The organism is Paraclostridium sp. MRS3W1, assembly GCF_032465715.1.
GTDB classification, from domain to species: Bacteria; Bacillota; Clostridia; order Peptostreptococcales; family Peptostreptococcaceae; genus Paraclostridium; species Paraclostridium dentum.
In genome coordinates, this window is record NZ_JAWDJM010000062.1 from 1 (window position 1) to 25,531 (window position 25,531).

Genomic DNA, 25,531 nt, shown 5'->3' on the forward strand with positions numbered 1-25,531 from the left:
AATAGATCGAGGACTTGACCAAGATTATTTAATCTTACAAATGTTATTCAGTTTTCAAAGCATTAAAACTTAGTTGCTAGTGTGGCTCAACGGTAGAGCAGCTGACTTGTAATCAGCAGGTTGTAGGTTCGATTCCTATCACTAGCTCCATAAAGATTATGTGGTTATTATAGCAAAGAGGATACACCTGTTCCCATTCCGAACACAGAAGTTAAGCTCTTTAGCGTCGATGGTACTTGGTGGGAAGCTGCCTGGGAGAGTAGGACGTAGCCACGTAATCTTTTTTTTATATTTAAAATTAAAAAATAAAGGATTTATGTACACTAATGTAGAATTAGTTGTATGTGGGGAGATTTTTTATACATAATATCAATAAAATAAAATTAAATAACTTAAATATATATAGGTTCTTACATTTAAGATTAATAGGGAAAGAGGTGTAATCCCTCTACAGTCCCCGCTACTGTGATGCAGACGAACTCTATTTACCACTGTTAAAATTACGGGAAGGTTAGAGCAAGGAAGAAGCTAAGTCAGGAGACCTGCCTAGTATATTATATAACTAGGTTCTCGGGGTGAAGAATTTAAATCTTAAAATATTTTTATGACATATTTAAAGACTTAACTCTTGAGTTAAGTCTTTTTTTATTGTAATTTAAGGAGGTAGTCATGAAAACTTTAGAACAGACGATAAACAACATAAAGCCATTAAGTGAATTACATATGAATGCAGCGAAAGATAGATTAGATAAATTAATAAAACCTGTGGGGAGCTTAGGAAAATTAGAAGATATATGTATACAAATAGCAGGAATAACTGAAAAAAAATATTTTGATACAGATAAAAAAATAGTTATTGCTTTTGCAGGAGATCATGGAGTATATGAAGAAGGTGTAGCACCAGACCCTCAGAAAATAACGAGACTCCAATTTCCAAACTTTACTAAAGGGGTATGTGGAGTAGGAGCTATATCTAAATTTGTAAATTCTGATGTTATTGCAATTGACTTAGGAATAAATACAGATGAAAAATTAGATGGAGTTATAGATTATAAGATTAGAAAAGGAACTTCTAATATGGCAAAAGGTCCGGCTATGACTAGGGAAGAAGCTATTAGATGTTTAGAAATAGGTATAAAAGTAACAAATGAGAGTATAGAAAAAGGATATAACCTCATAGGAATAGGAGAAATGGGAATTTGTAATACTACTCCAAGTAGCGCTATAGTTTCTGTTATAGCTGATTGTGATCCTATAGATGTTACGGGAATAGGAGCAGGACTTAAAAAAGATAGAGTAGCCCATAAAGCTAATACGATAAGAAAAGCAATTGAATTAAATAAGCCAGATAAATTAGATGGAGTTGATATATTATCTAAAGTTGGAGGTTTTGAAATAGGGGGAATGGCAGGCGTGATTTTAGCTTGTGCGGCTAATAGAACTCCAATAGTTATTGATGGTTTTATATCATATGCAGCAGCTTTAATAGCATACACTATAAATCCTATGGTTAAAGAGTATATGATAGCATCACATACATCAGCAGAAGCAGGAGCAGCTAAGGCTTTAGAAATATTAAAGTTAAATCCTATGCTTAATATGGATATGAGATTAGGCGAAGGAAGTGGTTCAGCATTAGCCTTCAATATTATAGAAGCTGCAAATTATGCATATAAAAATATGGCAACAACTGATGAAGTAGACATAGGAAAATAAGAAGGTGAAATTTATGAGCAAGTTAATTTTAGTTACTGGTGGATCTAGATCTGGAAAAAGTAGTTTTGCAGAAAGTTTATGTATAAGTAGAGAAAATTCAACAGCATATATAGCAACTTCTACTCCTTTTGATGAGGAGATGAAAGATAGAGTTAAAAAACATAAAGAGAGTAGACCGAGTAATTGGGAAACTTATGAAATTTTTAAAGATATATATTCGATAATAGATAGTTTAGGTAATAAACATCAAACTGTTATTTTGGATTGTGTAACACTATTAGTTAATAATTTAATATTTGACTATGGAATAGATTTTGATAAATGCACTCCAGAAGAAACTAATGAGATGGAAAAGTATATAAAACAGCAAATTGAAATGCTAATAAATGAAATTAAAAAGACAGATTTATACTTTGTAATAGTAACTAATGAGTTAGGTATGAGTTTAGTGCCTGATAATAAACTTTGTAGAGTATATTCTGATATAGTAGGTAGGATAAATCAGTATATAGCTAAATGTGCTGATGAAGTTTACTTTGTTGTAAGTGGTATACCTATGAAAATTAAGGAGTAGTAATATGAAAAGATTTATAGGAATATTACAGTTTTTAACTAGAATTCCAATTAGAGTCGATATAGGATTTGATGATAAATTTCATAAAACTATGTACTATTTTCCTTTAGTAGGATTTGTGCTTGGAATTTTATACTTTATAGTTGGACTAGTATCAAGTTTAGTATTTGATAGTTATATAACATCTGTAAATATATTAATAGCAACTGTTGTATTAACAGGAGGATTGCATTTAGATGGAGTAGGGGATACATTTGATGGTATATATAGCTACAGAGATAAAGAAAAAATATTAGAAATAATGAAAGATTCAAGATTGGGAACTAATGCAATGTTATCAGTATTGTTTTTGATTCTTATGAAACTTGGGTTGGTGTATTCTATTGTAGAATCAGGAAATTTATATAACTTAATATTTATGCCTGTATTTGCAAGAATGGCTATTGTAATAGCTTCTTATAAAAGTGTAACACCAAGAAAAAATGGTATGGGGAATGTTTTTATAGGAAAGCCAACTTTAAATATGATTTTAATTGGTATAGCATATACAGCAATATTAGTAGCATTTATAGGTTCAGTATTATTTAATTTAGATGCAATAAGTATAATAAAAGTAATATCATTTATACCAGTTATGATTATATTTACTAGATGTTTTGTTAAGTATATATATTCAAAAATAGATGGAATAACAGGAGATATACTTGGATGTACATCCGAACTTGTCGAGGTTGTATATTTAATATTTATATATTTGACATTTGGATTAAAATAAGAGGTGAGATTATGTCAAAGCTTATATTAGTAAGACATGCTACAACAAAGGATAATATAGATGGAAACTTATCTGGACATATAGATAGTGAATTAAGTAATTTAGGTAAACAACAAATACTTAAGCTAAATAAATTCTTAGAAAAAGAAAATATTGATTGTATATATACAACTACATCTACTAGAACTAAGAATACGATAAAGGATATAGCTAAATGTAAAAACTTAGACATTGTTGAGAGTGAGAATCTTAGAGAAATTAGTTTTGGAGACTTTGAAGGAATGAACTTTGAATATATAAAAAATAATTTCCGAGAAGAATTTGAAAAAATAATTAAAAATGGATTTGAATACAAATATCCAAATGGGGAAAGTTTAGTAGATTCTTATAACAGAGTTTGCAAAGAAATAAATTATATATTGGATTGTAATAAAGATAAAACCATTTTGATATGTGCTCATGCAGGAACAATAAGAAATATCATTTCTTATTTAATTGGAAATACACATGAGTATCACTGGAATTTTAAAATAGATAATGCATCAGTTAGTATTATAGACATAGTAGATGGATTTTCTGTAATTCATACACTAAATAATACTTTATATTTAACATAAATACATACACAAACATATATATAAAACATCATAAAAATAGACATAAATTAGGTTCTTCATTAAAGATTAATAGGGAAAAAGGTTAGAATCCTTTGCAGCCCCCGCTACTGTAATGCTGACGAAACTATTAGACACCACTGTGATTTTACGGGAAGGAATAGGACTAGGATGAAGCTGAGTCAGGAGACCTGCCTAGTTTATGGAAATAAAGTCTTCGGGGTGAAGGATTTTAAAATTGGTTAAGTATATACTTTTTTAAGATCTATCCATTCTGGATAGGTCTTTTTTGCAATTAAGGAAATTATAGGTTTTGCAAAACAATACAAATTGGAAAGGAAACTTTTATTATGAGTAAATCATTAATGTTTTTAGGAACAGCTTCTAATGTAGGTAAAAGTACTTTGGCCGCTGGGTTATGTAGAATACTAAAACAAGATGGATATAGTGTAGCACCTTTTAAATCTCAAAACATGGCATTAAATTCATACATAACAAAAGATGGATTAGAAATGGGGAGAGCACAAGTTACTCAAGCTGAGGCAGCTGGAATTGAACCTGATGTTAGAATGAATCCAATTTTATTAAAACCATCAGGTAAAAATAGATGCCAGGTAATAGTAAATGGAAAGGTTCTTGATAACGTAAGTTCTAGTATATATCACGACTATAAAGAAGATCTGGCCTTAATGCTAAAACAAACTTATAAAGACTTGAGCGATGAGTACGATGTAATTGTCCTAGAAGGAGCAGGAAGTTGTGCAGAAATCAATTTAAAAGATAGAGATATTGCTAATATGGGAATGGCCGAAATTGCAGATGCACCGGTAGTATTAGTTGCTGATATAGATAGAGGTGGAGTGTTTGCATCTATAGCTGGAACAATGATTTTACTAGAAGAAAAAGAACGAGAAAGAGTCAAAGGTGTTATTATTAATAAATTTAGAGGTACTGTAGAGCTTTTACAATCGGGAATCGATATGCTAGAAGATATTATAAAAGTTCCTGTCTTAGGAGTAGTTCCATATAGTGATTTAAACATAGAAGATGAAGACAGTGTAACAGATAGATTTAAAAAACAATTTAAAAAGAATGATGTGAATATAGAGATAATAAGAACACCGTACATGTCGAATTTTACAGATATGCATATGCTAGAGATACAAGAAGATGTAAGTATTAGATACATAGAAAAAGGGGAGTCTTTATCAGCCCCAGATATGGTGATAATACCGGGGAGTAAAAATACAATAGAAGATTTAATTTATATAAGAGAAAGTGGATTAGAGAAGCAAATAAAAGATTTACAAAAACAAGGTAAATTAATATTTGGAATTTGTGGAGGATATCAGCTTTTAGGTAATAAATTATATGACCCGGAAGGTATAGAGGGATCTATAAAAGAGATTGATGGAATGGGACTTTTAGATATAGAAACTAAATTTGAAAAAGAAAAAGTTACAACTCAAGTTGAAGCTATTATAAATAAAGATTTAAATGGATACTTAAATTCATTAAGTGATATTAGAGTAAAGGGATATGAAATACATATGGGTGAAACAGATATAAAAGGAAAATCACTACTGACAATAACTAAAAAGTTAGAAGATAATGTTTCATATCAAGAGGGATGTATAAATGAAGAAGGAAATGTAGTTGGAACGTACATTCACGGTATTTTTGATGATGCTAGTTTTACAAGAGAAATATTAAATTCAATAAGGAAGAGCAAAGGATTAGAAGAAAATCAAAGTTCTATAACTTCGTTTGAAGAATTTAAAAATAAAGAGTATGATAAGTTAGCAAAAATACTAAGAGAATGTTTAGATATGGAAAAAATATATGAGATTATAAATGGTTAGGTGATAATATGAAAAAAATATTGATAGCAGGAACAAATAGTGGAGTTGGAAAAACTACTATTTCACTGGGAATAATGCAAGCGCTAACTAAAAGAGGCTTAAAAGTTCAACCGTATAAAGTAGGACCAGATTATATAGATCCATCGTATCACACATTCATAACTGGGAGAGACTCAAGAAATTTAGATTCATATATGTTGGAAGATGAAAAAATTAAATATATAGTAAATAAAGCATCAGAGGAAGCTGATATATCGGTAATAGAAGGGGTTATGGGATTGTATGATGGATTTGGTATAGACTTAGATGCATGTACAAGTTCATATACTTCTAAATTATTAAAGGCTCCGGTTATATTAGTTATAAATGGAAAGGCTATGTCTTCCTCAGCAGCAGCTATGGTTCTTGGATATAAAGAATTAGATAAAAATGTAAATATAAAAGGTGTAGTAGTAAACAATGTAAAAACGAAAGGTCACTATGAACTTATAAAAGGAGCTATAGAGAAATATTGTAATACTGAAGTATTAGGTTATTTTCCATCTAATGAAAAATTTTCTTTAGAGTCTAGGCACTTAGGTTTAATTCCAAGTGTTGAAATGGAATCTTTAAAAGAAAAATTTAGTGATTTAGGAGATGAGATAGAAAAATACATAGATATAGATAGACTAATTGAAATTTCAGAAAGTGAATCAGTAAAAAGTAATTTTGATTTAAAAGACTTACCAAGGTTTGAAAACAAAAAAGTAGCTATAGCTTATGATAAAGCATTTAATTTTTACTATAAAGAAAATATAGAACTATTAGAACATATGGGGGTTGAAATTGTTAAATTTAGTCCTCTTAATGATAAGAAGGTTCCTGAAGCAGACTGTATATACATTGGAGGCGGATTTCCTGAAATATTTGCAAAAGAGTTGCATTTAAATGAAAGTATGAGATTATCTATAAAAAATGCACATGAAAAAAATATACCTATATATGCTGAATGTGGTGGTCTTATGTATTTAGGGGAAACGCTGAAAGATTCAGATGAAAATATTTATAATATGGTAGGAATATTTAAAGGAACTAGTGAAATGACAAGTTCACTTAAAAGATTCGGATACTGTGATGGGATAGCTAAGGAAGATACAATTCTTTCGAATAAAGGAGAAATTATAAAAGGTCATGAATTCCATCACTCAGAATTTAAAAGTGATGAAAACTGTGCTTATAAAATGATTAAAAAAAGAGGCAATAAAATTGTAGATGAATGGGATGGAGGATATTCAAAAGGGAATACATTAGCTACATATTTACATACTCATTTTTATAATAATTTAGATTCAATAATAAAATTTATAGGTGATAGAAATGAGTAAATTAATAATTTTAGTAATGGTTATAGCGTATTTACTGGATTTGGTTATAGGAGATCCATATTCTTTTCCACATCCGGTTAGATTTATTGGAAATCTTATAAGATTTACAGAAGGAAAAATAAGAATAATTTTCAAATCAAAAAAACAATTAAAAATAGGGGGCTTCCTACTTTGGACTATAACAGTAGGATTTACAGCATTAGTAACAAATTTAATTCTGAATTTACTTTGTATAAATAATATTTTTTATGTGATTATAGCATCGATAATATTATATACAACATTATCAACAAAATGTTTAGCTGATGAAGCAAAAAAAATATATGAAGTTTTAAAAACTGGAGATATTGAAAAATCTAGAAAACAACTATCGTATATAGTTGGCAGAGATACAACTAGTTTAAATGAAAATGAAATAATAAGAGCTACTGTAGAAACTGTAGCCGAAAACACAGTAGATGGAATAATTTCACCTATGATGTATGGATTTATCGGAGGACCTGTTCTTGCAATGGCTTATAAAGCTATAAATACATTAGATTCAATGGTGGGATATAAAAATGAAAAGTATGGAGACATAGGATTTGTATCTGCGAAGATTGATGATATAGCAAACTTTATACCTGCTAGGATAACACCATTTTTCATGATGATAGCAAGTTTTATATTAGGATTTAATTCTAAAAAAAGTATCAAAATAGCTATGAGAGACAGAAAAAACCACAAAAGTCCAAATTGCGCATATGCAGAAGGTGCAGTGGCAGGTGCTCTAGAAGTACAACTAGGAGGAACAAACATGTACTTTGGAGAAAAGGTTTATAAACCTACTATAGGGGATAAAGATAGAGAGTTAGAAGCTGAAGATATATTAAGAACAAATAAAATAATGTATTTAACGTCATTTATAGCTTTAGTTATATTTTCAATAATTACTTATATAGTACTTTAAGATAGAGGGTGGAAATCATGAAAGACCTTGGACATGGAGCAAACGTAGAAGATATGTGTAGAGCTTATAAAAAAAATCCAAAAGATATTATAGATTTTAGTTCTAATATAAATCCATATTTAATACCAAATTTAGATGAATATATATTAGAAGGGCTAAGAGTATGCAATAAATATCCTGATATAAGCTATAAAAGACTAAGAGAAAATATAGCTAGATATTTAAATGTAGGTAGCTGTAATATAATACCAGGAAATGGGGCTACTGAAATAATATATCTTTTAATGAAAAGTATAGGTAAAAGGATAGCTATTTTGAACCCAACTTTCTCAGAATATGAAAGAAGCGCAAATTTAAGTGGGCTAGAAGTTTTAAATTTATATCTAAATAAAGATAAAGATTTTGAACTTGATTTAAATTATATAAGGGAAAACATAGATAAATTTGATAGTTTATTTATATGTAATCCATCAAATCCTATTGGAAAAACATATGATTTAAGTTCACTAGTAGAACTTTTAAAAAAGCACAATAAATTGCTTATAGTAGATGAAACTTTTATGGAATTTGCAGAACATGAAGAAAATTATAGTCTCATAAAACATATTAAAGAAAATGAAAATATTTTTATAATAAAGGCTATAACTAAGTTTTTTGGAATTCCAGGGATAAGGCTAGGGTATGGAGTATGTAGTAATCAAAACATTTTAGATAAGATGTATGAAATTAAAGAACCATGGACCATAAACTCTTTTGCAGATATTATTTCAAATTATATATTTAAAGATGAAGAATATATCAAAAATAGCAAAGAATTTTTTATAAAAGAAAGAGCATATGTTTTAAAAGAATTACGAGATATAAAAGCAATTAAGGTTTATGATACAAATACAAATTTTATTTTAGTAAAATTGCTCAATACAACAGCAAGTAAATTAAAAGAAAAACTATTTTTAGAAGGAAACATACTTATTAGAGATGCATCTAATTTTAGAAATTTAGATGAAAGTTATATTAGGATAGCGATAAAAAGTCATTCAGAAAATAAAAAAATATTAAACCAATTAAATAAAATTCTAGGAGAATAGGATGAAATCATATGGAATATGCCCAGCATCTTGTGGAGAGTTTGTGCAAGGTATGATAAAAGAAAAAGAATACTTATCATCTTATGCAATTAATCGATTTTCTAAAGTAACATTAGAAGAAAAAATTAGTTATGTAAATAGAGGACCATTAAAAGCAAGAAAAGCTATGGAAGAGGTATTTAGATATTTTAATTTGCCTAAGAATGACTTAAAAAATATATCTATAGATATAAAAAGTGAGATACCTATAAGCAAAGGGATGGCAAGTTCTACTGCAGATATAGGAGCTACTATAAGAGCAACGCTAAACCTTATAGGAAGAGATTTAAGCGAGTATGATATATCAAAGCTTGCAACCAAAATTGAACCTACAGATTCTATATATCTAAAAGAAAACACTATATTTAATCCGTTAGATGCAAGTGTTGTAAAAAAATTAGGATGCTTTAATACTGGAAAAGTATTGATATTAGAGCCTAATGATAAATTAAGTACTAAGCATATAAGAAAAAAGGAAAATTACACAAAACTTAAAAGGCAAAATAAGTACATAATTGAATATGCATTTAAACTATTGGAACAAGGAATAAAGAATAATGATTTAAATTTAATAGGACAAGCGTGCAATATAAGTAGTGTTGCAAATGAAAATATTCATAAGAAAAAATACTTAAGTGAAATAATGGATATTTCAAAAGAGTATGGGGCTTGTGGCGTTAATATAGCTCACAGTGGAACAGTTATAGGTATATTGCTTGAATGTGATATGGATGAAAGTAAAATAGTAGAAAAAATAGTAGAAAAGAAAATAGATAAAAAATACAAAAAAATATACACAGCAGATATAATAGCTGGGGGACTTAGGAGTGAATAAATATGGAATACATTAAAAATCCTATGATGATAGAAACTAAGAGTTTTGAAATAATTCAAGGCATAATTGATGAAATAAGACCTGAATACAAATTCAAAAATGAGTTAGAAGAAAAAATAATAAAAAGAGCTATACATACAACTGCTGACTTTGAGTATTTAGATATATTAAAAATATCTGAAGGTGGAGTAGAAAATATTATAAGTGCTCTAAAGGAAAATGCAACTATATATACAGATACTAACATGGCTTTAAGCGGAATCAACAAAAGAAGATTAGATGCATTAGGTTGTAAGTACAAATGTTTTGTAAGTGATGAAAAAGTAGCAGATTTTGCAAAACAAAAAGGTATAACAAGATCTATGGCAGCAGTGGAAGTTGCAGCAAAAGAAGAAGGTAAGAAAATATTTGTACTTGGAAATGCACCAACTGCTTTATATAAAGTTATAGAAATGCATAATTCAAAAGAATTGAATGTTGAAGCTGTAGTGGGAGTACCTGTAGGGTTTGTAGGAGCAGCTGAATCTAAAGATGAATTAGAAAAAACAGATATTCCTTACATAATATCAAAAGGTAGAAAAGGTGGAAGCAACTTAGCAGCAGCAATAATAAATGCAATACTATACTCTATGTAAGGTGATATTATGGAAGAATATGTTTATATAGATGGCAAAAAATACAAACGAGGATATACTACTGGCTCATGTGCAACAGGTGCAGCTAAAGCGGCCACATATATGATTTTAACTAAGGAAACATTAGAAACTGTAAATATAGATACCCCCAAGGGAATTCCATTAAATTTAAAAGTAGAGAATGTAGATATAAACAATGCTTTTGCACAATGTTCGATTCAAAAAGATGGAGGCGACGATATAGATGCAACTCATAAAATGCATATATATGCTAAAGCTGAACTTATTGATTGTAATGAAATAATAATAGATGGTGGAATTGGGATTGGAAGAGTAACTAAAAAAGGCTTAGGAATAGAAATTGGAAAAGCTGCAATAAATAAAACGCCTATATCCATGATACAAAGTGAAGTTAGAAAAGTAATAGGAGATACAAAGGGAGTTAAAATAACTATATTTGCCCCAGAGGGAGAAACTATTGCGAAAAAAACTTTTAATCCAAGACTTGGAATTGTAGGAGGTATATCTATAATAGGAACAACGGGTATAGTTGAGCCAATGAGTGATGAAGGATGGAAGAAATCTTTATCAATAGAACTAGAGATGAAAAAAGCTCAGGGAATGGATAAAGTTATTTTGGTACCAGGTAACCATGGCGAAATGTTTATAAAAGAAAGCTTAGGTATTGATTCAAAGTATATAGTTAGGACCAGTAATTTTATTGGATATATGTTGAAAGAAGCTCAACGCATTGGATTTAAAAAAATTCTAATGGCTGGACATTTAGGCAAATATGTAAAGATAGCTGGCGGAATATTTAATACACATAGCAAAGTTGCAGATGCTAGAAATGAAATTTTAATAGCAAATTTAGCTTTAATGAATGCGCCTTTTGAATTGATAAATAAGATAAATGAATGTTTAACAACGGAAGAATTCATAGAGATATTAGAAGAGGATAAGTATAAAAAATATAAAGAAATTTATAACATACTTTCTGAAAAATGTAAAAAAAGAATTGATATATATATGAATGATGATGAAATAGATATTGAGGTAATGATTTTTTCTATGGAGAAAAAACTGTTAGGAGAGTCGAAAAAAGCTGGCGATTTAAAGGAGGTATTTTATGATTAATATTATAGGTCTAGGGCCTGGTAACATAGGATACTGCACTAAATTAGGAGAAAAGTTAATATATAACTCAGAGATATTGATAGGTGGAAAAAGAAATTTAGATAGTGTAAACGATTTTGAAGGAACTAAGATTGAACTAGGAAGCAACTTGAAAGAAATCGTAGACTATCTAAAAGCAAATAAGGATAAAAATATATCTATTATAGCATCAGGAGATCCATCTATATATGGTATAGGAAAGTACTTATCTAAAAATATAGATAATAAAAATTTAAATATTGTGTCGGGTATAAGTTCTATGCAATATATATTTTCAAGGATACATACTGATATGAATGATTTATATATAACTAGTAGTCATGGAAAAATTCCTAACTTTGACTATATATTACAACATGAAAAAGTATGTATGGTAACTGATAATAAAATAGGCCCAAATGAAATCGCTAAAGAAATACTACAAAGGAATTTAAAAAAAATTATGGTTGTAGGTGAAAATTTATCATATGAAAATGAAAGAATTACTACAGCACCTCCAGAGGAAATTTTAAAGATAGAAAAATTTGATATGAATGTAGTGGTGATACTCGATGAAAAATAGTGAATTTATAACAGGAAATGTCCCAATAACAAAGGAAGAAGTAAGAGCAATTTCTATAAACAAGCTTGATTTAAAAAATAAGCATACATTTTTAGATATTGGGGCAGGAACAGGGAGTGTAAGTGTAGAGGTAGCTTATAACTACCCAAATATTGATGTAATATCCATAGAATGCAAAGATAAAGCTATTGAATTAATAAATCAAAATATAGAGAAATTTAATTTAACTAATGTAGAAGTTATAAAAGGATATGCACCTATAGATATAGGTAAAAAAGTAGATTCAATATTTATTGGAGGCAGCGGACCTAACTTAAATGAAATTTTAAACTGGGCTAAAGAAAATCTAAATGAAAAAGGAACTTTAGTAGCTAACTTCATAATAATTGATACTTTTTATAAAACTTTAAATATGTTAAAAGAATTAGGTTTTGAAGATATAGAAGCTACTATGCTAAATGTAGCAAAATTAGAACCGTTAGGAAAAGGTGAGTATTTCAAACCTTTAAATCCAATATATATAATATCTTGTAAAAAGGGAGAGTAAGATTATGAATAAAGTACATTTTGTAGGAGCAGGACCAGGAGATAAAGATTTAATAACATTAAAAGGATACAAGTTATTAAGTGAAGCTGATGTAGTTATATATGCAGGATCATTAGTAAATCCAGCTTTACTAGAATATTGTAAAGAAGGTTGTGAAATTCATAATAGTGCATCAATGGATTTAAATCAAATAATAAATGTTATGAAAGATGGAATACAAAGTAACAAAAAGGTAGTAAGACTTCAAACTGGAGATTTTTCAATATATGGTTCTATAAGAGAGCAAGTTGAAGAATTAGCAGACTTAGAAATAGAGTATGATTGTACACCTGGAGTTAGTTCTTTCTTAGGAGCGGCATCTGCACTAGGAGTAGAGTATACTGTTCCAGAAATATCTCAAAGTGTAGTTATTACAAGAATGGAAGGAAGAACTCCGGTTCCAGAAAAAGAGAGTATAGAATCTTTTGCTAAGCACCAAACATCGATGGCTATATTTTTATCAGTTCATGATATAGAAAAAGTAGTAGAGAGATTACACGAAGGAGGGTATCCAATGGATACACCTATAGCTGTTGTTTATAAAGCTACTTGGCCAGAAGAAAAAATTGTAAAAGGGACTTTAGAAACTATAGCACAAAAAGTTAAAGAAAATGAAATAAGTAAAACAGCATTAATATTAGTAGGTAAATTCTTGGGTGAAGAATACAAAAACTCTAAGTTATATGACAAGGATTTTAAACATGAATATAGAAAGTAAAATTGCTTTTATATGTGTTACAAAAAATGCTATGAATTTAGCTGTTAATATAAGAAATATTATGGAAGATGGAGATGTGTATATAACAGAAAAGCTTTTATATAATTTAGATAAAAATACACAATCATTAAATGCTATAGAAGGTAAGCTATCCGATTTTATGCCAAAACTTTTTAGAAATTATGAAGTTTTAATATTTATAATGGCTACAGGTATAGTAGTAAGGTCTATAGCAAATGAAATAAAAAGTAAATTTGATGACCCAGCGATACTAGTAATAGATGAGAAAGGTAAAAATGTAATAAGTTTACTTAGTGGTCATATGGGTGGAGCAAATGAAATGACAAATTATATAAGTAGCCTTATAGGAGCAAATCCAGTTATAACTACAGCAACCGATATAAATGGAAAAACTTCATTAGATATGATAGCTAAAAAATTAAATGCACATATAGATAATTTTAGAGAAAATGTAAAAGAAGTTAATTCATTATTAGTCAATGATGGAAGTGTTGGAGTGTTTATAGATGGAGATTATAACGTTGATACTAGAGGATTAATAACCATTAAAAATATTAATGGATTCCATAGGCATGATAAATTAGATAAAATTATTTATATAACTAATAAAAGTGCAACGGAAATTGAAGATGAACGAATTATAAAAGTTGTTCCTAGAGATATTGTAATAGGAATGGGATGTAGAAGAGATACATCTTATGATGATATAAATACTGCATTAGAAGATTTATTAAATAAATTTAATTTAGATAAAAAATCTTTAGCGAAAATTGGAAGTGTAGAAGTTAAGAAAGATGAAAAAGGAATTATTGAATTAGCTAAACAATTAAATATACCTTTTGAAATTATTACTCTAGAAGAAATTAAAGAGATTGAACATAAATTTCAAAAATCAGATTTTGTAAAAAAGAGCATAGGTGTTTACTGTGTAGCGGAACCAGTAGCCTATATATTAAGCAATAAAAACCTTATAGTTGAAAAACATAAATATAAGGGAATAACTTTTTCGATAGGGAGATTGAGCGTATGATTTATGTAATAGGTATAGGACCTGGAAGTAAAGATATGATGACTGTTGAAGCTATAGAAGCTATGAAAAACAGTGATGTTGTAGTTGGATACAAGACGTATATAAATTTAGTTACTGAATTTATTAAAGATAAAGAAGTAGTACAAAATGGAATGAGACAGGAAATAGATAGATGTAAACAAGCAGTAGAAATTGCGAAACAAGGAAAAAATGTTGCTGTGATAAGTAGTGGAGATGCAGGAATATATGGTATGGCAGGGTTAATATTAGAATTAACAACACAAGAAGAGGATATAAAAGTAAAGGTTGTTCCAGGAGTGACTGCTAGTATAGGTGCAGCAGCAATATTAGGAGCCCCGATAATGCATGATTTTTGCCATATAAGTTTAAGTGACTTATTAACTCCTTGGGAAGTTATAGAAAAAAGGTTAAGATTAGCTGCAGAAGCTGATTTTGTAATTTGTTTATATAATCCAAGAAGTAAAGGAAGAAGTGAACATTTAAATAAAGCATTTAAAATAATGAGTGAATTTAAAGATGGAAAAACTCCAGTTGGAATTGTAAAAGATGTAGGAAGAGAAAAAGAAGAAAAATTTGTATGTACATTTGAAACTATGGACTTTGAAAGAGTTGATATGACTACTATGGTTATTATAGGAAACAAATCTACGTTTATACATGGAGACTTAATGATAACACCTAGAGGTTACAATATATGATTTTAGTTTTAGGAGGAACATCTGACAGCATAAAAGTTTGTAATCTACTAAATAGTCTAAAAAAAGATTATATAGTTTCTGTAACTACTAATTATGGAGCTGACTTAGCTAGTAAATGTACTGAAAATATAGTAATTAAAAGAATGGATAGAGACTATATGACTAAGTTTATGAAAGATAACAATATAAGTTTAGTAATAGATTCAACGCATCCATATGCAATAGAAGTATCAAAAAATGCTATAGAAGTTTCGGATTTCTTAGGAATAAAATATTTAAGATATGAAAGAAAGTCTCTTCTAGATGAGTTTGATTATGAAAAAGTTATAAAAGTAAAAAATGTTGAAGAGGCTTATCAAAAAGCAAATGAATTAGGCAGAAATATATTTTTAGGAACGGGAAGTAAGACTATAGGTGAATTCACAAAAAACCTTAAAGATAAAAACATAATAGCAAGAGTTTTACCAACAAGTGATGTTATTAAGATGTGTGAAGAGGTAGGGCTAAATGCGGACAACATAATAGCTATGAAGGGACCTTTTAGTGAAGCTATAAACGAACAAATGTATAAACATTACGACGTAGACCTAGTTATAACGAAGGAAAGTGGTATAGAAGGTGGATTTCTAGAAAAAGTAAATGCTGCTAAGAATTTAAATATACCAGTAGTAGTTATAGTTAGAGAGAAGATAGATTATAAGACAGTAGTAAATGAAATAGAAAATATAACAAATTTCATAGTGGAGGATTAAAAGTGAAAAAAGCAATTTTAGTTGTTAGTTTTGGGACAAGTTACAAAGAGACAAGAGAAAAAACTATAGAGGCATGCGAAAGTAAAATTAAGGAAGCTTTTAAAGGATATGACTTTTTTAGAGCGTTCACATCAAATATGATAATAAGAAAATTAAAAAATAGAGATAACATACATATAGAAAATCCAATAGAAGCATTGGATAGATTATATGATGAGGGATATGAAGAAGTAATAGTTCAAACTTTACACATAATTTGTGGAGAGGAATATACAAAGTTAAAAAATCAAATAAGTGAGTACGATGACAAATTTGAAAAAATAACACTAGGAAGACCTCTTTTAAGTCAAATTGATGACTATAAAGAAACAGTAGAAGCTTTAAAGCTACAAATACCAGAATTAGAAGAAGATGAAGCTATTGTTCTTATGGGACATGGAACTGAACACGAAGCTCATAGTGCTTATCCAGCATTAGATTATATGTTAAAACAAGAAAATATTAAAGCATATGTTGGAACTGTTGAAGGTTATCCTGAAATAGATGAAGTTATAGTTAATCTTAAAAAAGATAAAGTTTCAAAAGTAAGATTAATGCCTTTTATGTTGGTTGCAGGAGATCATGCAATAAATGATATGGCTGGAGATGAAGATGACTCTTGGAATTCAATATTAATAAAAAATGGATTTAAAACAGAAGTACATTTAAAGGGCTTAGGAGAAAATGAAGCAATTCAAAATAAATTCGTAAAACATGCACTAGATTGTGCTGAGGTTTTAAATGGGGGAGGAAATTAATTATGGCTAAGTTTTATGGAATCGGAACAGGACCTGGAGATAGTGAGTTAGTTACAGTAAAAGCAGTAAATACAATGAAAAAACTGGATATATTATACACACCAGAGTCAAAGAGAGAAGGAAATAGTTTAGCATTAAGCATAGTAGAACAATATTTGCCAAAGCAGCTTAAAATCAAGCAAAGGCACTTCCCTATGAACTTTAATGATGGTGAAAAAATAATGGCTTGGAATAGGGTAGCGGATGAAATTGTAGAAGATGTTAAAAATGGAAAAAATGTTGGATTTGTAACTTTAGGTGACCCTATGATATACAGTACATATGTATACATTATGGAAAGACTTATAGACAAAATTGATGTTGAAACTATACCTGGTATTTCATCATTTTCAAACATTGCATCAAATCAAAATTTCCCGTTAGTAATGGATAAAGAGCCATTAATAATAGTGCCATGCACTATAGATGAAGAAAAGATAGATTACGCTTTAGAAAACTACAGTTCAATAGTTTTAATGAAAGTGTATAAAAACTTTAAGCATATAGTTGATAAATTAGAAAAAAACAATTTATTAGAATATTCTATATTAGTTAGTAATTCATCTCAAGAAAATGAAGTGGTGTATAATGATTTAAAAGAAATTGATTTAGAAAATAAAATATCTTATTTTTCCACGATTTTAGTAAACAAGGAGAATACTAAGGTAGGATAAATCTGGAGGATTTTATGGATTTTGCAGTAGTGGGAGTTAATCACAATAACACTCCTATAAACATAAGAGAAACTGTATCTTTTACAGATACACAAAAAATTGAAGGTATAAATTTTTTACTAGACAATGGAATAGAAGAAGTTATTATATTATCTACATGCAATAGAAGTGAAGTATATATATACTCAAAAAATATTTCAGATAAGGTAGAAGTTGTAAAAAACTTCTACCAAGACTATTTTGATGTAGAAAATATAGAAGAATTCTTATTTAATAAAACTGGAGAAGAAGCAATTAAACATGTATTTAATGTTTCAGCAGGGCTAGATTCATTAGTTTTAGGTGAAGATCAAATTTTAGGACAAGTTAAAGATGCACATGATTTTGCAAGACAATTAGGTTCAAGTAAGAAAGTATTTAATAAATTATTTAGAGAAGCTATAACAGTTTCAAAAGATATAAAAACTACAACAAAGATTTCTCATCAACCATTATCTATAAGTTACATTGGAATTAAATGTTTGAAAGAAAAGATGGGATCTTTAGAAAATAAAAATGCTTTAGTAATTGGACTTGGCAAAATGAGTAAGTTAGCGATGAAACACTTAGAAGAAGAGCAATTAAACAATATATACGTGACTAATAGAAGTTATGAAAAATTAAAAAGCATACAAGAGGAATATAAGAATTTAATTCCTATTAAGTATGAGGATAGATATGAAGTTATGGATAAGGTAGATATAGTTATCAGTGCTACGGCATCTCCTCATACAGTATTAAAGAAGGCTGAGATGCCAAAAACTTCAAACAAGCTAATAATGATGGATATTGCATTACCAAGAGATATAGATAAAAACTTAAATGAATTTGAGAATATTGAAGTTTATGATATTGACGATTTAAAAAAAATAAGTGAAGCAAATGACAAAAAAAGAAGAGAATTAGCATCTATTGGAGAATTAATTATTGATGAAAAGATAGAAGAATTTAATGAATGGTTAGATACTATAAAAATAGATCCAACAATACAATCTTTAAATGATAAATGTTCAGATATTAGAGAGGATACATTAGATTATATCTATAGAAAACTTGATTTAAATTGCAGAGAGAAAAAAATAATAGATAAGATGCTAACTTCTGCACTTAAAAGACTTGTAAGGGAACCAATAATAAATTTAAAACAAATTAAAGATAGTGGAAAGCAAGATGAATATATAAAAATAGTAGAAGAGCTGTTTGACTTATAATAAATATGGGCAAAAGGAGATTAGGTATGAAAGTTATAGTAGGAAGCAGAGGTAGCAACTTAGCTCTTACTCAAACTAATTGGGTTATAAATGAACTGAAAAAAATTCATCCGAATATAGAGTTTGAAGTTAAGATAATAAAAACTAAGGGAGACTTAATTCAAAATGTATCTCTAGATAAAATAGGCGATAAGGGCTTATTTGTTAAAGAAATAGAACAACAGTTATTAGATAAGTCAATTGATATAGCTGTGCACAGTATGAAAGATATGCCTTCAAGCTTACCAGAAGGATTAAAATTTGCAGGAGTACCTAAGAGAGAAGATATAAGGGATGCCCTAATTTTAAAAGAAGGATACAAATCTTTAGATGATTTGCCTAAAGGAGCTAAAATAGGTAGCGGAAGCAAGAGAAGGAAATATCAGCTTTTAAATCATAGACCAGACTTAGAAATAGTTCCTATAAGAGGAAATATAGAGACAAGAATGAGAAAGATTCAAGATGAAAATCTTTGTGGTGTAATACTTGCGGCAGCAGGACTTATAAGAGCAGGACTAGAAGAAAAAATTACTTGTTACTTAGATGAAGACATAGTTATACCAGCTCCAGCTCAAGGAGCATTAGGAATAGAAATAAGAAAAGGAGACTCAAGCATAGAAGATATATTAAGTTGTATAGCAGACAAGACTTCTGAGATACAAGTTGAAGCAGAAAGAGGATTCTTAGATGGAATAAATGGAAGTTGTCATATTCCAGTGGGAGCGTACTGTAAAGTAGATGGTGATGATATAGTATTAACTGGATTATATGGAGATGAAGAAGGTAATAAAATTATAACGAAAACTATAAATGGTAAAGTTTCTCAAGCTAGAGAAGTAGGAATTGAGCTAGCCAAATTAATTTCGAAGGAGTTTAAGTCTTATGAAAGGTAAAGTATACTTAGTTGGAGCAGGCCCTGGAGATTATAAACTTATGACATTAAAAGGAATGGAATGTATAAAAAAAGCTGATGTAATAGTTTATGATAGGTTGGCAAATGAAAAATATTTAAAAGAAGCAAATGAAAATTGCGAATTTATATATGTAGGAAAAGCATCTAGCAATCATGCTTTACCGCAAGATAAAATTAATGAAGTTATAACAAATAAAGCTAAAGAAGGTAAAACTGTAACTAGACTAAAAGGTGGAGATCCATATGTATTTGGTAGAGGTGGAGAAGAAGCTGAATTCCTTTTAGATAATGGAATTGAATTTGAAGTAGTTCCAGGGATAACATCTGCAATAGGAGGTCTTTGTTACGCAGGTATACCTATAACTCACAGAGACTATGCATCTTCTTTTCATGTTATAACAGGACATTTAAAAGATGATGAAAATGATGAACTTAATTGGAATGCATTAGCTAACAATGAAGGAACATTAGTATTTTTAATGGGAATTTCCAATTTAAAAAAGATAAGCAACAAATTAATTAAAGAAGGGAAGTCAAAAGATACTCCTGTAGCGCTTATAAGTTGGGCTACTAGATATAATCAAAGAGTAGTTACTGGAAGCCTAGAAAATATATATGATGTAGCTATGAAAGAAGGAGTTAAACCTCCAACTCTTATTGTTGTAGGTGATGTTGTAAGTTTAAGAGAAAAACTAAACTTCTTTGAGAAAAAACCTCTATTTGGAAAAAATATTTTAGTAACGAGAGCTAAAACTCAAAGTAGTAGTTTAGTTGCTAAGATAATGGATTTAGGAGGTAATCCAATTGAAATACCGACAATAAGAATAGAAAAAGTAGATGACAACAAAGAATTAGAAAATGAAATAAACAATATTTCTAATTATAATTACTTAATTTTAACAAGTCAAAATGGAGTTAATATATTCTTTGATAAGCTGGCTGAAATGAATTTAGATTTAAGAAAGTTAGCAAATATAAAAATATGTGCTATTGGCCCGGCTACAGCTAAAGAATTAAAAAAGAGAGGGATAATAGCAGATATAGTGCCTGAAAAATTCGTAGCAGAAGCTATGTATGAGGAATTAAAAAATAAACTAAACAGTAATGATAGTATTTTAATACCAAGAGGTGCGAATTCAAGAGACTTTTTAGTAGATAAATTAAGTGAAATATGTACAGTAAAAGAAGTACATACTTATAAAACTGAAATAGAAGATAAGTATAAAGAAGAAATAATAGCTTTGTTAAATGAAAATAATGTAGATTATATTACATTTACAAGTTCGTCTACAGTTTCTAATTTTATTGATATAATAGGAGTGGATAATATAGATAAACTAAAAAATACTAAAGTAATATCTATAGGACCTATAACTAGTAATACAGCCAAAGAGTTAGGACTTAAGGTTTATAAAGAGCCGACTAACTATACTATAAATGATTTAATAAATTGCATTATAGAAGACAAATAATTAATTAGGGGGAATTTACAATGTTAAGAAGACCAAGAAGATTAAGAAAAAGCGCTGCAATAAGAGATTTAGTGAGAGAAACGGTATTAAATGTAAATGATTTAATATATCCTTTATTTGTAGTAGAAGGAGAAAATATAAAAGAAGAAATACCATCTTTACCAGAAGTATATCATTTTTCTTTAGATAAACTAGAAGAAGAAATAAAAGAGATAAAAGACTTAGGAATTCAACATGTTATATTATTCGGTATACCAGATGAAAAAGATGCGTTTGGAAAAGAAGCATATAATGATAATGGAATAGTTCAAAAGGCTATAAGAAAAATAAAAGAAATAGATCCTAATATGTGTGTAACTACAGATGTTTGTATGTGTCAATACACTAGTCATGGTCATTGCGGGATATTAACTGAAAAAGGATATGTAGACAATGATCAAACTTTAGAATATTTAACTAAAATAGCTGTAAGTCATGCAAAAGCTGGAGCTGACATGGTAGCTCCGTCTGATATGATGGATGGAAGAATTCAAGCTATGAGAGAAGGATTAGATGCACAAGGGTTCGAGACTGTAGCTATAATGTCATATAGCGTTAAGTATGCGTCTAGTTTCTATGGACCATTTAGAGATGCAGCAGGATCAGCTCCATCATTTGGAGATAGAAAAACTTATCAAATGGATCCAGCTAATTCAAATGAAGCGTTAATAGAAGCTGAACTTGATGTATTAGAAGGAGCAGATATGTTAATGGTTAAGCCAGCATTATCATACTTAGATGTAATAAGAAGAGTTAAAGATAACTTTGACTTACCATTAGTAGCATACAATGTAAGTGGAGAATACTCTATGTTGAAACTTGCAGTTAAAGAAGGTTTATTAAATGAGTCAGCTATATATGAAGCTGTTATGTCTATAAAAAGAGCTGGAGCAGATATAATAATTACTTACTTTGCAAAAGATATAGCTAAATTAATTAGGGGGTAACACCAATGAGAAAAAATGAAAAGTCACTAAAAATATATGAAGAAGCAACTAAGTACATCCCAGGTGGCGTAAACAGCCCAGTTAGAGCATTTAAATCAGTAGGATTAGACCCTGTTTTTATAGATAGAGCAGAAGGATGTAAAATATATGATGTAGATGGAAATGAATATATAGATTACATATGTTCATGGGGACCACTTATGTTAGGCCACAGCCCAAAAGAAATAGTAGATGGAATTGAAGAAATTGTAAAAAAAGGTACAAGCTATGGAGTTCCAACAGCTATAGAAGTTGATATGGCTAAGCTTATAGTTGAAGCTTATCCTTCAATAGATCAAGTTCGTATGGTAAACTCTGGAACAGAAGCTACTATGAGTGCGTTAAGAGTAGCAAGAGCTTATACTAATAGAAATAAAATATTAAAGTTTGAAGGATGTTATCACGGACATTCAGATGCACTTTTAGTTAAATCTGGATCAGGAACTATAACATATGGAGTACCAACAAGCCCTGGAGTACCAGAGGATGTTGTAAAAGATACTTTAGTAACTAGATATAATGATATAGAAGCTACTAAAGCTATGTTTGAAGAGCATGGTAATGAGATAGCTGCTGTTATACTAGAGACTGTAGCAGGAAATATGGGAGTTGTTCCAGGGAAAAAAGAATTTATACAATTTTTAAGGGATATAACTAAAGAGTACGGAACAGTTTTAATTTTTGATGAAGTTATAACTGGATTTAGATTAGCTTACAACAGTTCAGTTGGATATTATGGAATAGAACCTGATATGGCATGCTTCGGGAAAATAATAGGAGCTGGACTTCCTGTAGGGGCGTATGGTGGTAAAAAAGAAATTATGGATATGGTTTCTCCTGTAGGGCCTGTATATCAAGCTGGTACTTTATCAGGTAATCCATTAGCTATGTACATGGGTAAAAAGAACTTAGAGATATTAAGAGATAGACCAGAAGTTTATAGTGAATTAGAAAGAAAAGCTATAAAACTAGAAGAAGGTCTAAGATCAAACGTTGAAAAACTTGGATTAAATTACACTGTAAATAGAGCTGGGTCTTTAGTTTGTTTATTCTTTGCAGAAGGACCAATAAACAACTATGATGATGTTACTAAGTGTAATGTGCCTATGTTTAATAAATACTTCGAGGAGCTATTAAATAGAGGAATTTTACTTGCTCCTACTCAATTTGAAGCAATGTTCTTATCTAATGCTCATACAGATGAGATAATAGATGAAACTATAAAAGCTAGTTATGAAGCTTTAAAGGCTGCTCATAACTTATAATCAAAAGTGTTGAATAGAAATTTTCTATTCAACACTTTTTTAAATTTAAATAAATTCACAAATTAATAGCGCTATTGTTTACACACATATCTAAGTTTATAGTTTTTTTCTATATGTCTAACTAATAAAAGTAGGAGTAAAGATGTATATCCTTTACATGGGATATTTTTAAATAGTATAATTTACAAATAAAGTTAGTATACTAACTATTTTTAAGGGCTTATAACATAAGGGGGATTTAACATGAAAAAAGACGTAAGAGGAATATTAAATTCATTTAAAGAAGGATTAGGAGCTATAAGTGAAACAAACCAAGAAAATGTAGAAGCATTTATGGGGCTTTTAAACTCTGGTTATAAAGAAGGAGCTTTAACTACTAAAACAAAAGAGCTTATAAGTGTAGCGATAGGGATATATAATCGTTGCGAGTATTGTATAGTTTGTCATACATATGCAGCATTAGAGCTTGGAGCTACAAGAGAGGAAATAATGGAAGCAGCTATGGTTGCAGTTGGGTTTGGAGGAGGACCTTCTATGGCGTATAGTGCTACTTTATTAAAAGATTGTATAGATGAGTTTGAAAAAGATTTTATTTAATATTAATATAATAAATAGTTATTAGTTAGGAGTATTTCTATAATAAAAATAGAGGTACTCCTTTTTGCTTATAGAAATAAACATATTAAAGTTATTTATTTTTATATTCAAAAAGGAGAAGTATTTATGAAATTAAAGAATGATTTAGTAGAGCAATATTTGGATAAGTGGCAAGATATTCTTAGAATTAGAGATTGGGATATTAAAATTGAGTTAGTTGATAAAGAATGGAGAAAAAGTGGAGATATAAAGATAGATAGAGATGTAAAACAAGCTGTTTTGATGATAAATAATTACAATAGAAAACATACTAATTTAGAAGCTTTGGTAATTCACGAGCTTATACATCTTAAATTATGGGGTATGGATCAAATGATAGAATCGCTAATTTATAGTGTTTTTGGAAAGGATGAAAGTGATCCTAAGTTTGACTTTGCATACACTCAATTTATGCAAGAACTAGAGAGTACAGTTGAAGATTTAACTAAAGCATATGTATATACAGGGGCAGAAGATAAAGAAATATCGTTTGGAAGAGTTCAAAAAGAGGTAGAAAAAGAAGTAGGTAGTATATAATATAAAATAGACATTAAAAGTATAGAAAGGAATTATAAGATGAACTACCCTATTATGGTGAACTTAGATTATAAAGAGATAACAATTATAGGAGGTGGGAAAATAGCTTATAGGAAAGCAAAGAACTTTATTGATTTTGGATATAAGGTTAAGGTTATATCTTTAGACTTTAATGAAAAATTTAAAGATATAGAAAGTAAAATTGAATTAATCAGAGATAAATATAAAGAAGAATATATAGAAAATAGCTTTATTGTTGTTGCAGCTACTAATAATAGAGATATAAATAAGTCTATAGGTATGTATTGCGCTGAGAAAAATAAACTTGTAAATGTAGTAGATAATCCAACATTATCTAGCTATATAGTTCCATCTACCATTAAAAGAGGAGATCTTATTATAGGAGTATCCACTTCAGGAAAAAGTCCATCATTAGCATCTAAGATAAAAAAAGACTTAGAAATAGTTTATGATGATAGTTATGAAGAATATATACAATTACTAGGGGAATTAAGATGTAAAATTCTAAAAAAATATGATGATCCAGTTAAAAAAAAGCAATTACTAAATGAAATTATAAATTTAAATATTGAAGAACTAAAAAAATATATAGTTTAAAAATGTTGAAATTTGAGGGAAGGAGAGGTAATTCCTCATAAAATAAATAAAAAAATAGAAAAAAGTTTTTAAAAAGTATTGACGTTATTTTCAAATGATGGTAAAGTATTACTTGTCCTTAAGAAACAGACGAAACACAAAAGAAAAAATGAACTTTGAAAATTAAACAGTAGGTTAATTATATAAATTCTTTTTAAAAGAATTAAACACAAACAACCAAGCCAGATATTCAGATAATGATTAGCTGAGCG

General features: G+C 29.1%; 27 protein-coding genes, 1 tRNA gene, 1 rRNA gene and 2 riboswitches. All 29 genes read left to right on the plus strand.

The window, feature by feature from the left end; all coding sequences use genetic code 11:
- Positions 1 to 75 precede the first annotated feature (75 nt).
- A tRNA-Thr gene (locus RWY47_RS04640) sits at positions 76 to 150 on the plus strand.
- Positions 151 to 159: 9 nt separating this feature from the next.
- Positions 160 to 276, plus strand: a 5S ribosomal RNA gene (gene rrf / locus RWY47_RS04645).
- Between the two features lie 111 nt (positions 277 to 387).
- A riboswitch (cobalamin riboswitch) is annotated at positions 388 to 563 on the plus strand.
- A gap of 106 nt (positions 564 to 669) precedes the next feature.
- Entirely contained in the window at positions 670 to 1,716 is a 1,047-nt protein-coding gene (gene cobT / locus RWY47_RS04650) for a nicotinate-nucleotide--dimethylbenzimidazole phosphoribosyltransferase (protein ID WP_150845194.1), read from the plus strand.
- A gap of 13 nt (positions 1,717 to 1,729) precedes the next feature.
- Positions 1,730 to 2,290, plus strand: a complete 561-nt coding sequence (gene cobU, locus RWY47_RS04655) for a bifunctional adenosylcobinamide kinase/adenosylcobinamide-phosphate guanylyltransferase (protein ID WP_150845195.1) — start codon at positions 1,730 to 1,732, stop codon at positions 2,288 to 2,290.
- A gap of 4 nt (positions 2,291 to 2,294) precedes the next feature.
- Entirely contained in the window at positions 2,295 to 3,065 is a 771-nt protein-coding gene (cobS, locus tag RWY47_RS04660; RefSeq protein ID WP_224171152.1) for an adenosylcobinamide-GDP ribazoletransferase, read from the plus strand.
- Positions 3,066 to 3,076: 11 nt separating this feature from the next.
- A complete protein-coding gene (locus RWY47_RS04665) occupies positions 3,077 to 3,682 on the plus strand; it encodes a histidine phosphatase family protein (RefSeq protein ID WP_150845197.1) in 606 nt (201 codons plus the stop codon).
- Between the two features lie 32 nt (positions 3,683 to 3,714).
- A riboswitch (cobalamin riboswitch) is annotated at positions 3,715 to 3,892 on the plus strand.
- A 137-nt stretch (positions 3,893 to 4,029) separates the two neighbouring features.
- A complete protein-coding gene (locus tag RWY47_RS04670) occupies positions 4,030 to 5,541 on the plus strand; it encodes a cobyric acid synthase (RefSeq protein WP_168932754.1) in 1,512 nt (503 codons plus the stop codon).
- Positions 5,542 to 5,549: 8 nt separating this feature from the next.
- The gene (locus tag RWY47_RS04675) at positions 5,550 to 6,905 is read left to right on the plus strand and encodes a cobyrinate a,c-diamide synthase (protein WP_224171153.1); all 1,356 of its coding nucleotides are present in this window, start codon (positions 5,550 to 5,552) and stop codon (positions 6,903 to 6,905) included.
- Positions 6,898 to 7,854 carry an adenosylcobinamide-phosphate synthase CbiB gene (gene cbiB / locus RWY47_RS04680; RefSeq protein WP_168932756.1) on the plus strand — a complete coding sequence of 319 codons (957 nt, stop codon included), beginning with the start codon at positions 6,898 to 6,900 and terminating at the stop codon, positions 7,852 to 7,854. Before RWY47_RS04675 ends, cbiB begins: the two co-directional genes overlap by 8 nt.
- 17 nt (positions 7,855 to 7,871) lie before the next feature.
- A complete protein-coding gene (locus RWY47_RS04685; RefSeq protein ID WP_168932757.1) occupies positions 7,872 to 8,942 on the plus strand; it encodes a pyridoxal phosphate-dependent aminotransferase in 1,071 nt (356 codons plus the stop codon).
- Position 8,943: 1 nt separating this feature from the next.
- Positions 8,944 to 9,816: a GHMP family kinase ATP-binding protein gene (locus RWY47_RS04690; protein WP_224171154.1), complete on the plus strand. Its 873-nt coding sequence runs from the start codon at positions 8,944 to 8,946 to the stop codon at positions 9,814 to 9,816.
- A gap of 2 nt (positions 9,817 to 9,818) precedes the next feature.
- The gene (locus tag RWY47_RS04695) at positions 9,819 to 10,451 is read left to right on the plus strand and encodes a cobalt-precorrin-8 methylmutase (protein WP_224171155.1); all 633 of its coding nucleotides are present in this window, start codon (positions 9,819 to 9,821) and stop codon (positions 10,449 to 10,451) included.
- A 9-nt stretch (positions 10,452 to 10,460) separates the two neighbouring features.
- Positions 10,461 to 11,588 carry a cobalt-precorrin-5B (C(1))-methyltransferase CbiD gene (cbiD, locus tag RWY47_RS04700; RefSeq protein WP_168932758.1) on the plus strand — a complete coding sequence of 376 codons (1,128 nt, stop codon included), beginning with the start codon at positions 10,461 to 10,463 and terminating at the stop codon, positions 11,586 to 11,588.
- Positions 11,581 to 12,189, plus strand: a complete 609-nt coding sequence (locus RWY47_RS04705; RefSeq protein ID WP_021428146.1) for a cobalt-precorrin-7 (C(5))-methyltransferase — start codon at positions 11,581 to 11,583, stop codon at positions 12,187 to 12,189. Before cbiD ends, RWY47_RS04705 begins: the two co-directional genes overlap by 8 nt.
- Positions 12,179 to 12,736, plus strand: coding sequence for a decarboxylating cobalt-precorrin-6B (C(15))-methyltransferase (locus RWY47_RS04710; protein WP_021428156.1), 558 nt, complete (start codon positions 12,179 to 12,181; stop codon positions 12,734 to 12,736). Before RWY47_RS04705 ends, RWY47_RS04710 begins: the two co-directional genes overlap by 11 nt.
- Positions 12,737 to 12,740: 4 nt before the next feature.
- Entirely contained in the window at positions 12,741 to 13,493 is a 753-nt protein-coding gene (locus tag RWY47_RS04715; protein ID WP_021428138.1) for a cobalt-precorrin-4 methyltransferase, read from the plus strand.
- Positions 13,477 to 14,544 carry a cobalt-precorrin 5A hydrolase gene (gene cbiG / locus RWY47_RS04720; protein WP_025162096.1) on the plus strand — a complete coding sequence of 356 codons (1,068 nt, stop codon included), beginning with the start codon at positions 13,477 to 13,479 and terminating at the stop codon, positions 14,542 to 14,544. Before RWY47_RS04715 ends, cbiG begins: the two co-directional genes overlap by 17 nt.
- Positions 14,541 to 15,263, plus strand: a complete 723-nt coding sequence (gene cobJ, locus RWY47_RS04725; protein ID WP_021428151.1) for a precorrin-3B C(17)-methyltransferase — start codon at positions 14,541 to 14,543, stop codon at positions 15,261 to 15,263. The genes cbiG and cobJ overlap by 4 nt, the downstream gene beginning before the upstream one ends.
- Complete coding sequence (locus RWY47_RS04730; RefSeq protein WP_168932759.1) at positions 15,260 to 16,015, plus strand: cobalt-precorrin-6A reductase; 756 nt, start codon at positions 15,260 to 15,262, stop codon at positions 16,013 to 16,015. The genes cobJ and RWY47_RS04730 overlap by 4 nt, the downstream gene beginning before the upstream one ends.
- 2 nt (positions 16,016 to 16,017) lie before the next feature.
- Positions 16,018 to 16,812 (plus strand): sirohydrochlorin cobaltochelatase, encoded by a 795-nt coding sequence (locus tag RWY47_RS04735; protein WP_021428157.1) that lies wholly within the window; start codon positions 16,018 to 16,020, stop codon positions 16,810 to 16,812.
- A 2-nt stretch (positions 16,813 to 16,814) separates the two neighbouring features.
- Positions 16,815 to 17,525: a cobalt-factor II C(20)-methyltransferase gene (locus RWY47_RS04740; RefSeq protein WP_168932760.1), complete on the plus strand. Its 711-nt coding sequence runs from the start codon at positions 16,815 to 16,817 to the stop codon at positions 17,523 to 17,525.
- A gap of 14 nt (positions 17,526 to 17,539) precedes the next feature.
- Entirely contained in the window at positions 17,540 to 18,775 is a 1,236-nt protein-coding gene (hemA, locus tag RWY47_RS04745) for a glutamyl-tRNA reductase (protein ID WP_168932761.1), read from the plus strand.
- Positions 18,776 to 18,801: 26 nt separating this feature from the next.
- Positions 18,802 to 19,707 (plus strand): hydroxymethylbilane synthase, encoded by a 906-nt coding sequence (gene hemC, locus RWY47_RS04750; protein WP_168932762.1) that lies wholly within the window; start codon positions 18,802 to 18,804, stop codon positions 19,705 to 19,707.
- Positions 19,697 to 21,199 carry a uroporphyrinogen-III C-methyltransferase gene (gene cobA / locus RWY47_RS04755; protein WP_168932763.1) on the plus strand — a complete coding sequence of 501 codons (1,503 nt, stop codon included), beginning with the start codon at positions 19,697 to 19,699 and terminating at the stop codon, positions 21,197 to 21,199. The genes hemC and cobA overlap by 11 nt, the downstream gene beginning before the upstream one ends.
- Positions 21,200 to 21,219: 20 nt before the next feature.
- The gene (gene hemB, locus RWY47_RS04760) at positions 21,220 to 22,185 is read left to right on the plus strand and encodes a porphobilinogen synthase (RefSeq protein WP_168932764.1); all 966 of its coding nucleotides are present in this window, start codon (positions 21,220 to 21,222) and stop codon (positions 22,183 to 22,185) included.
- A gap of 5 nt (positions 22,186 to 22,190) precedes the next feature.
- A complete protein-coding gene (hemL, locus tag RWY47_RS04765) occupies positions 22,191 to 23,489 on the plus strand; it encodes a glutamate-1-semialdehyde 2,1-aminomutase (protein WP_224171156.1) in 1,299 nt (432 codons plus the stop codon).
- Between the two features lie 243 nt (positions 23,490 to 23,732).
- A complete protein-coding gene (locus RWY47_RS04770; protein ID WP_021428159.1) occupies positions 23,733 to 24,086 on the plus strand; it encodes a carboxymuconolactone decarboxylase family protein in 354 nt (117 codons plus the stop codon).
- A 126-nt stretch (positions 24,087 to 24,212) separates the two neighbouring features.
- On the plus strand, positions 24,213 to 24,662 hold the full coding sequence (locus RWY47_RS04775) for a hypothetical protein (protein ID WP_224171157.1): 450 nt from the start codon (positions 24,213 to 24,215) through the stop codon (positions 24,660 to 24,662).
- Between the two features lie 39 nt (positions 24,663 to 24,701).
- The gene (locus RWY47_RS04780; protein WP_224171158.1) at positions 24,702 to 25,280 is read left to right on the plus strand and encodes a precorrin-2 dehydrogenase/sirohydrochlorin ferrochelatase family protein; all 579 of its coding nucleotides are present in this window, start codon (positions 24,702 to 24,704) and stop codon (positions 25,278 to 25,280) included.
- Positions 25,281 to 25,531: the final 251 nt, after the last annotated feature.

Bases quoted from the DNA above. Each gene is read 5' to 3' on its own strand.
- cobT (WP_150845194.1), top strand. From the start codon at position 670: ATGAAAACTTTAGAACAGACGATAAACAACATAAAGCCATTAAGTGAA.
- cobU (WP_150845195.1), top strand. From the start codon at position 1,730: ATGAGCAAGTTAATTTTAGTTACTGGTGGATCTAGATCTGGAAAAAGT.
- cobS (WP_224171152.1), top strand. From the start codon at position 2,295: ATGAAAAGATTTATAGGAATATTACAGTTTTTAACTAGAATTCCAATT.
- RWY47_RS04665 (WP_150845197.1), top strand. From the start codon at position 3,077: ATGTCAAAGCTTATATTAGTAAGACATGCTACAACAAAGGATAATATA.
- RWY47_RS04670 (WP_168932754.1), top strand. From the start codon at position 4,030: ATGAGTAAATCATTAATGTTTTTAGGAACAGCTTCTAATGTAGGTAAA.
- RWY47_RS04675 (WP_224171153.1), top strand. From the start codon at position 5,550: ATGAAAAAAATATTGATAGCAGGAACAAATAGTGGAGTTGGAAAAACT.
- cbiB (WP_168932756.1), top strand. From the start codon at position 6,898: ATGAGTAAATTAATAATTTTAGTAATGGTTATAGCGTATTTACTGGAT.
- RWY47_RS04685 (WP_168932757.1), top strand. From the start codon at position 7,872: ATGAAAGACCTTGGACATGGAGCAAACGTAGAAGATATGTGTAGAGCT.
- RWY47_RS04690 (WP_224171154.1), top strand. From the start codon at position 8,944: ATGAAATCATATGGAATATGCCCAGCATCTTGTGGAGAGTTTGTGCAA.
- RWY47_RS04695 (WP_224171155.1), top strand. From the start codon at position 9,819: ATGGAATACATTAAAAATCCTATGATGATAGAAACTAAGAGTTTTGAA.
- cbiD (WP_168932758.1), top strand. From the start codon at position 10,461: ATGGAAGAATATGTTTATATAGATGGCAAAAAATACAAACGAGGATAT.
- RWY47_RS04705 (WP_021428146.1), top strand. From the start codon at position 11,581: ATGATTAATATTATAGGTCTAGGGCCTGGTAACATAGGATACTGCACT.
- RWY47_RS04710 (WP_021428156.1), top strand. From the start codon at position 12,179: ATGAAAAATAGTGAATTTATAACAGGAAATGTCCCAATAACAAAGGAA.
- RWY47_RS04715 (WP_021428138.1), top strand. From the start codon at position 12,741: ATGAATAAAGTACATTTTGTAGGAGCAGGACCAGGAGATAAAGATTTA.
- cbiG (WP_025162096.1), top strand. From the start codon at position 13,477: ATGAATATAGAAAGTAAAATTGCTTTTATATGTGTTACAAAAAATGCT.
- cobJ (WP_021428151.1), top strand. From the start codon at position 14,541: ATGATTTATGTAATAGGTATAGGACCTGGAAGTAAAGATATGATGACT.
- RWY47_RS04730 (WP_168932759.1), top strand. From the start codon at position 15,260: ATGATTTTAGTTTTAGGAGGAACATCTGACAGCATAAAAGTTTGTAAT.
- RWY47_RS04740 (WP_168932760.1), top strand. From the start codon at position 16,815: ATGGCTAAGTTTTATGGAATCGGAACAGGACCTGGAGATAGTGAGTTA.
- hemA (WP_168932761.1), top strand. From the start codon at position 17,540: ATGGATTTTGCAGTAGTGGGAGTTAATCACAATAACACTCCTATAAAC.
- hemC (WP_168932762.1), top strand. From the start codon at position 18,802: ATGAAAGTTATAGTAGGAAGCAGAGGTAGCAACTTAGCTCTTACTCAA.
- cobA (WP_168932763.1), top strand. From the start codon at position 19,697: ATGAAAGGTAAAGTATACTTAGTTGGAGCAGGCCCTGGAGATTATAAA.
- hemB (WP_168932764.1), top strand. From the start codon at position 21,220: ATGTTAAGAAGACCAAGAAGATTAAGAAAAAGCGCTGCAATAAGAGAT.
- hemL (WP_224171156.1), top strand. From the start codon at position 22,191: ATGAGAAAAAATGAAAAGTCACTAAAAATATATGAAGAAGCAACTAAG.
- RWY47_RS04770 (WP_021428159.1), top strand. From the start codon at position 23,733: ATGAAAAAAGACGTAAGAGGAATATTAAATTCATTTAAAGAAGGATTA.
- RWY47_RS04775 (WP_224171157.1), top strand. From the start codon at position 24,213: ATGAAATTAAAGAATGATTTAGTAGAGCAATATTTGGATAAGTGGCAA.
- RWY47_RS04780 (WP_224171158.1), top strand. From the start codon at position 24,702: ATGAACTACCCTATTATGGTGAACTTAGATTATAAAGAGATAACAATT.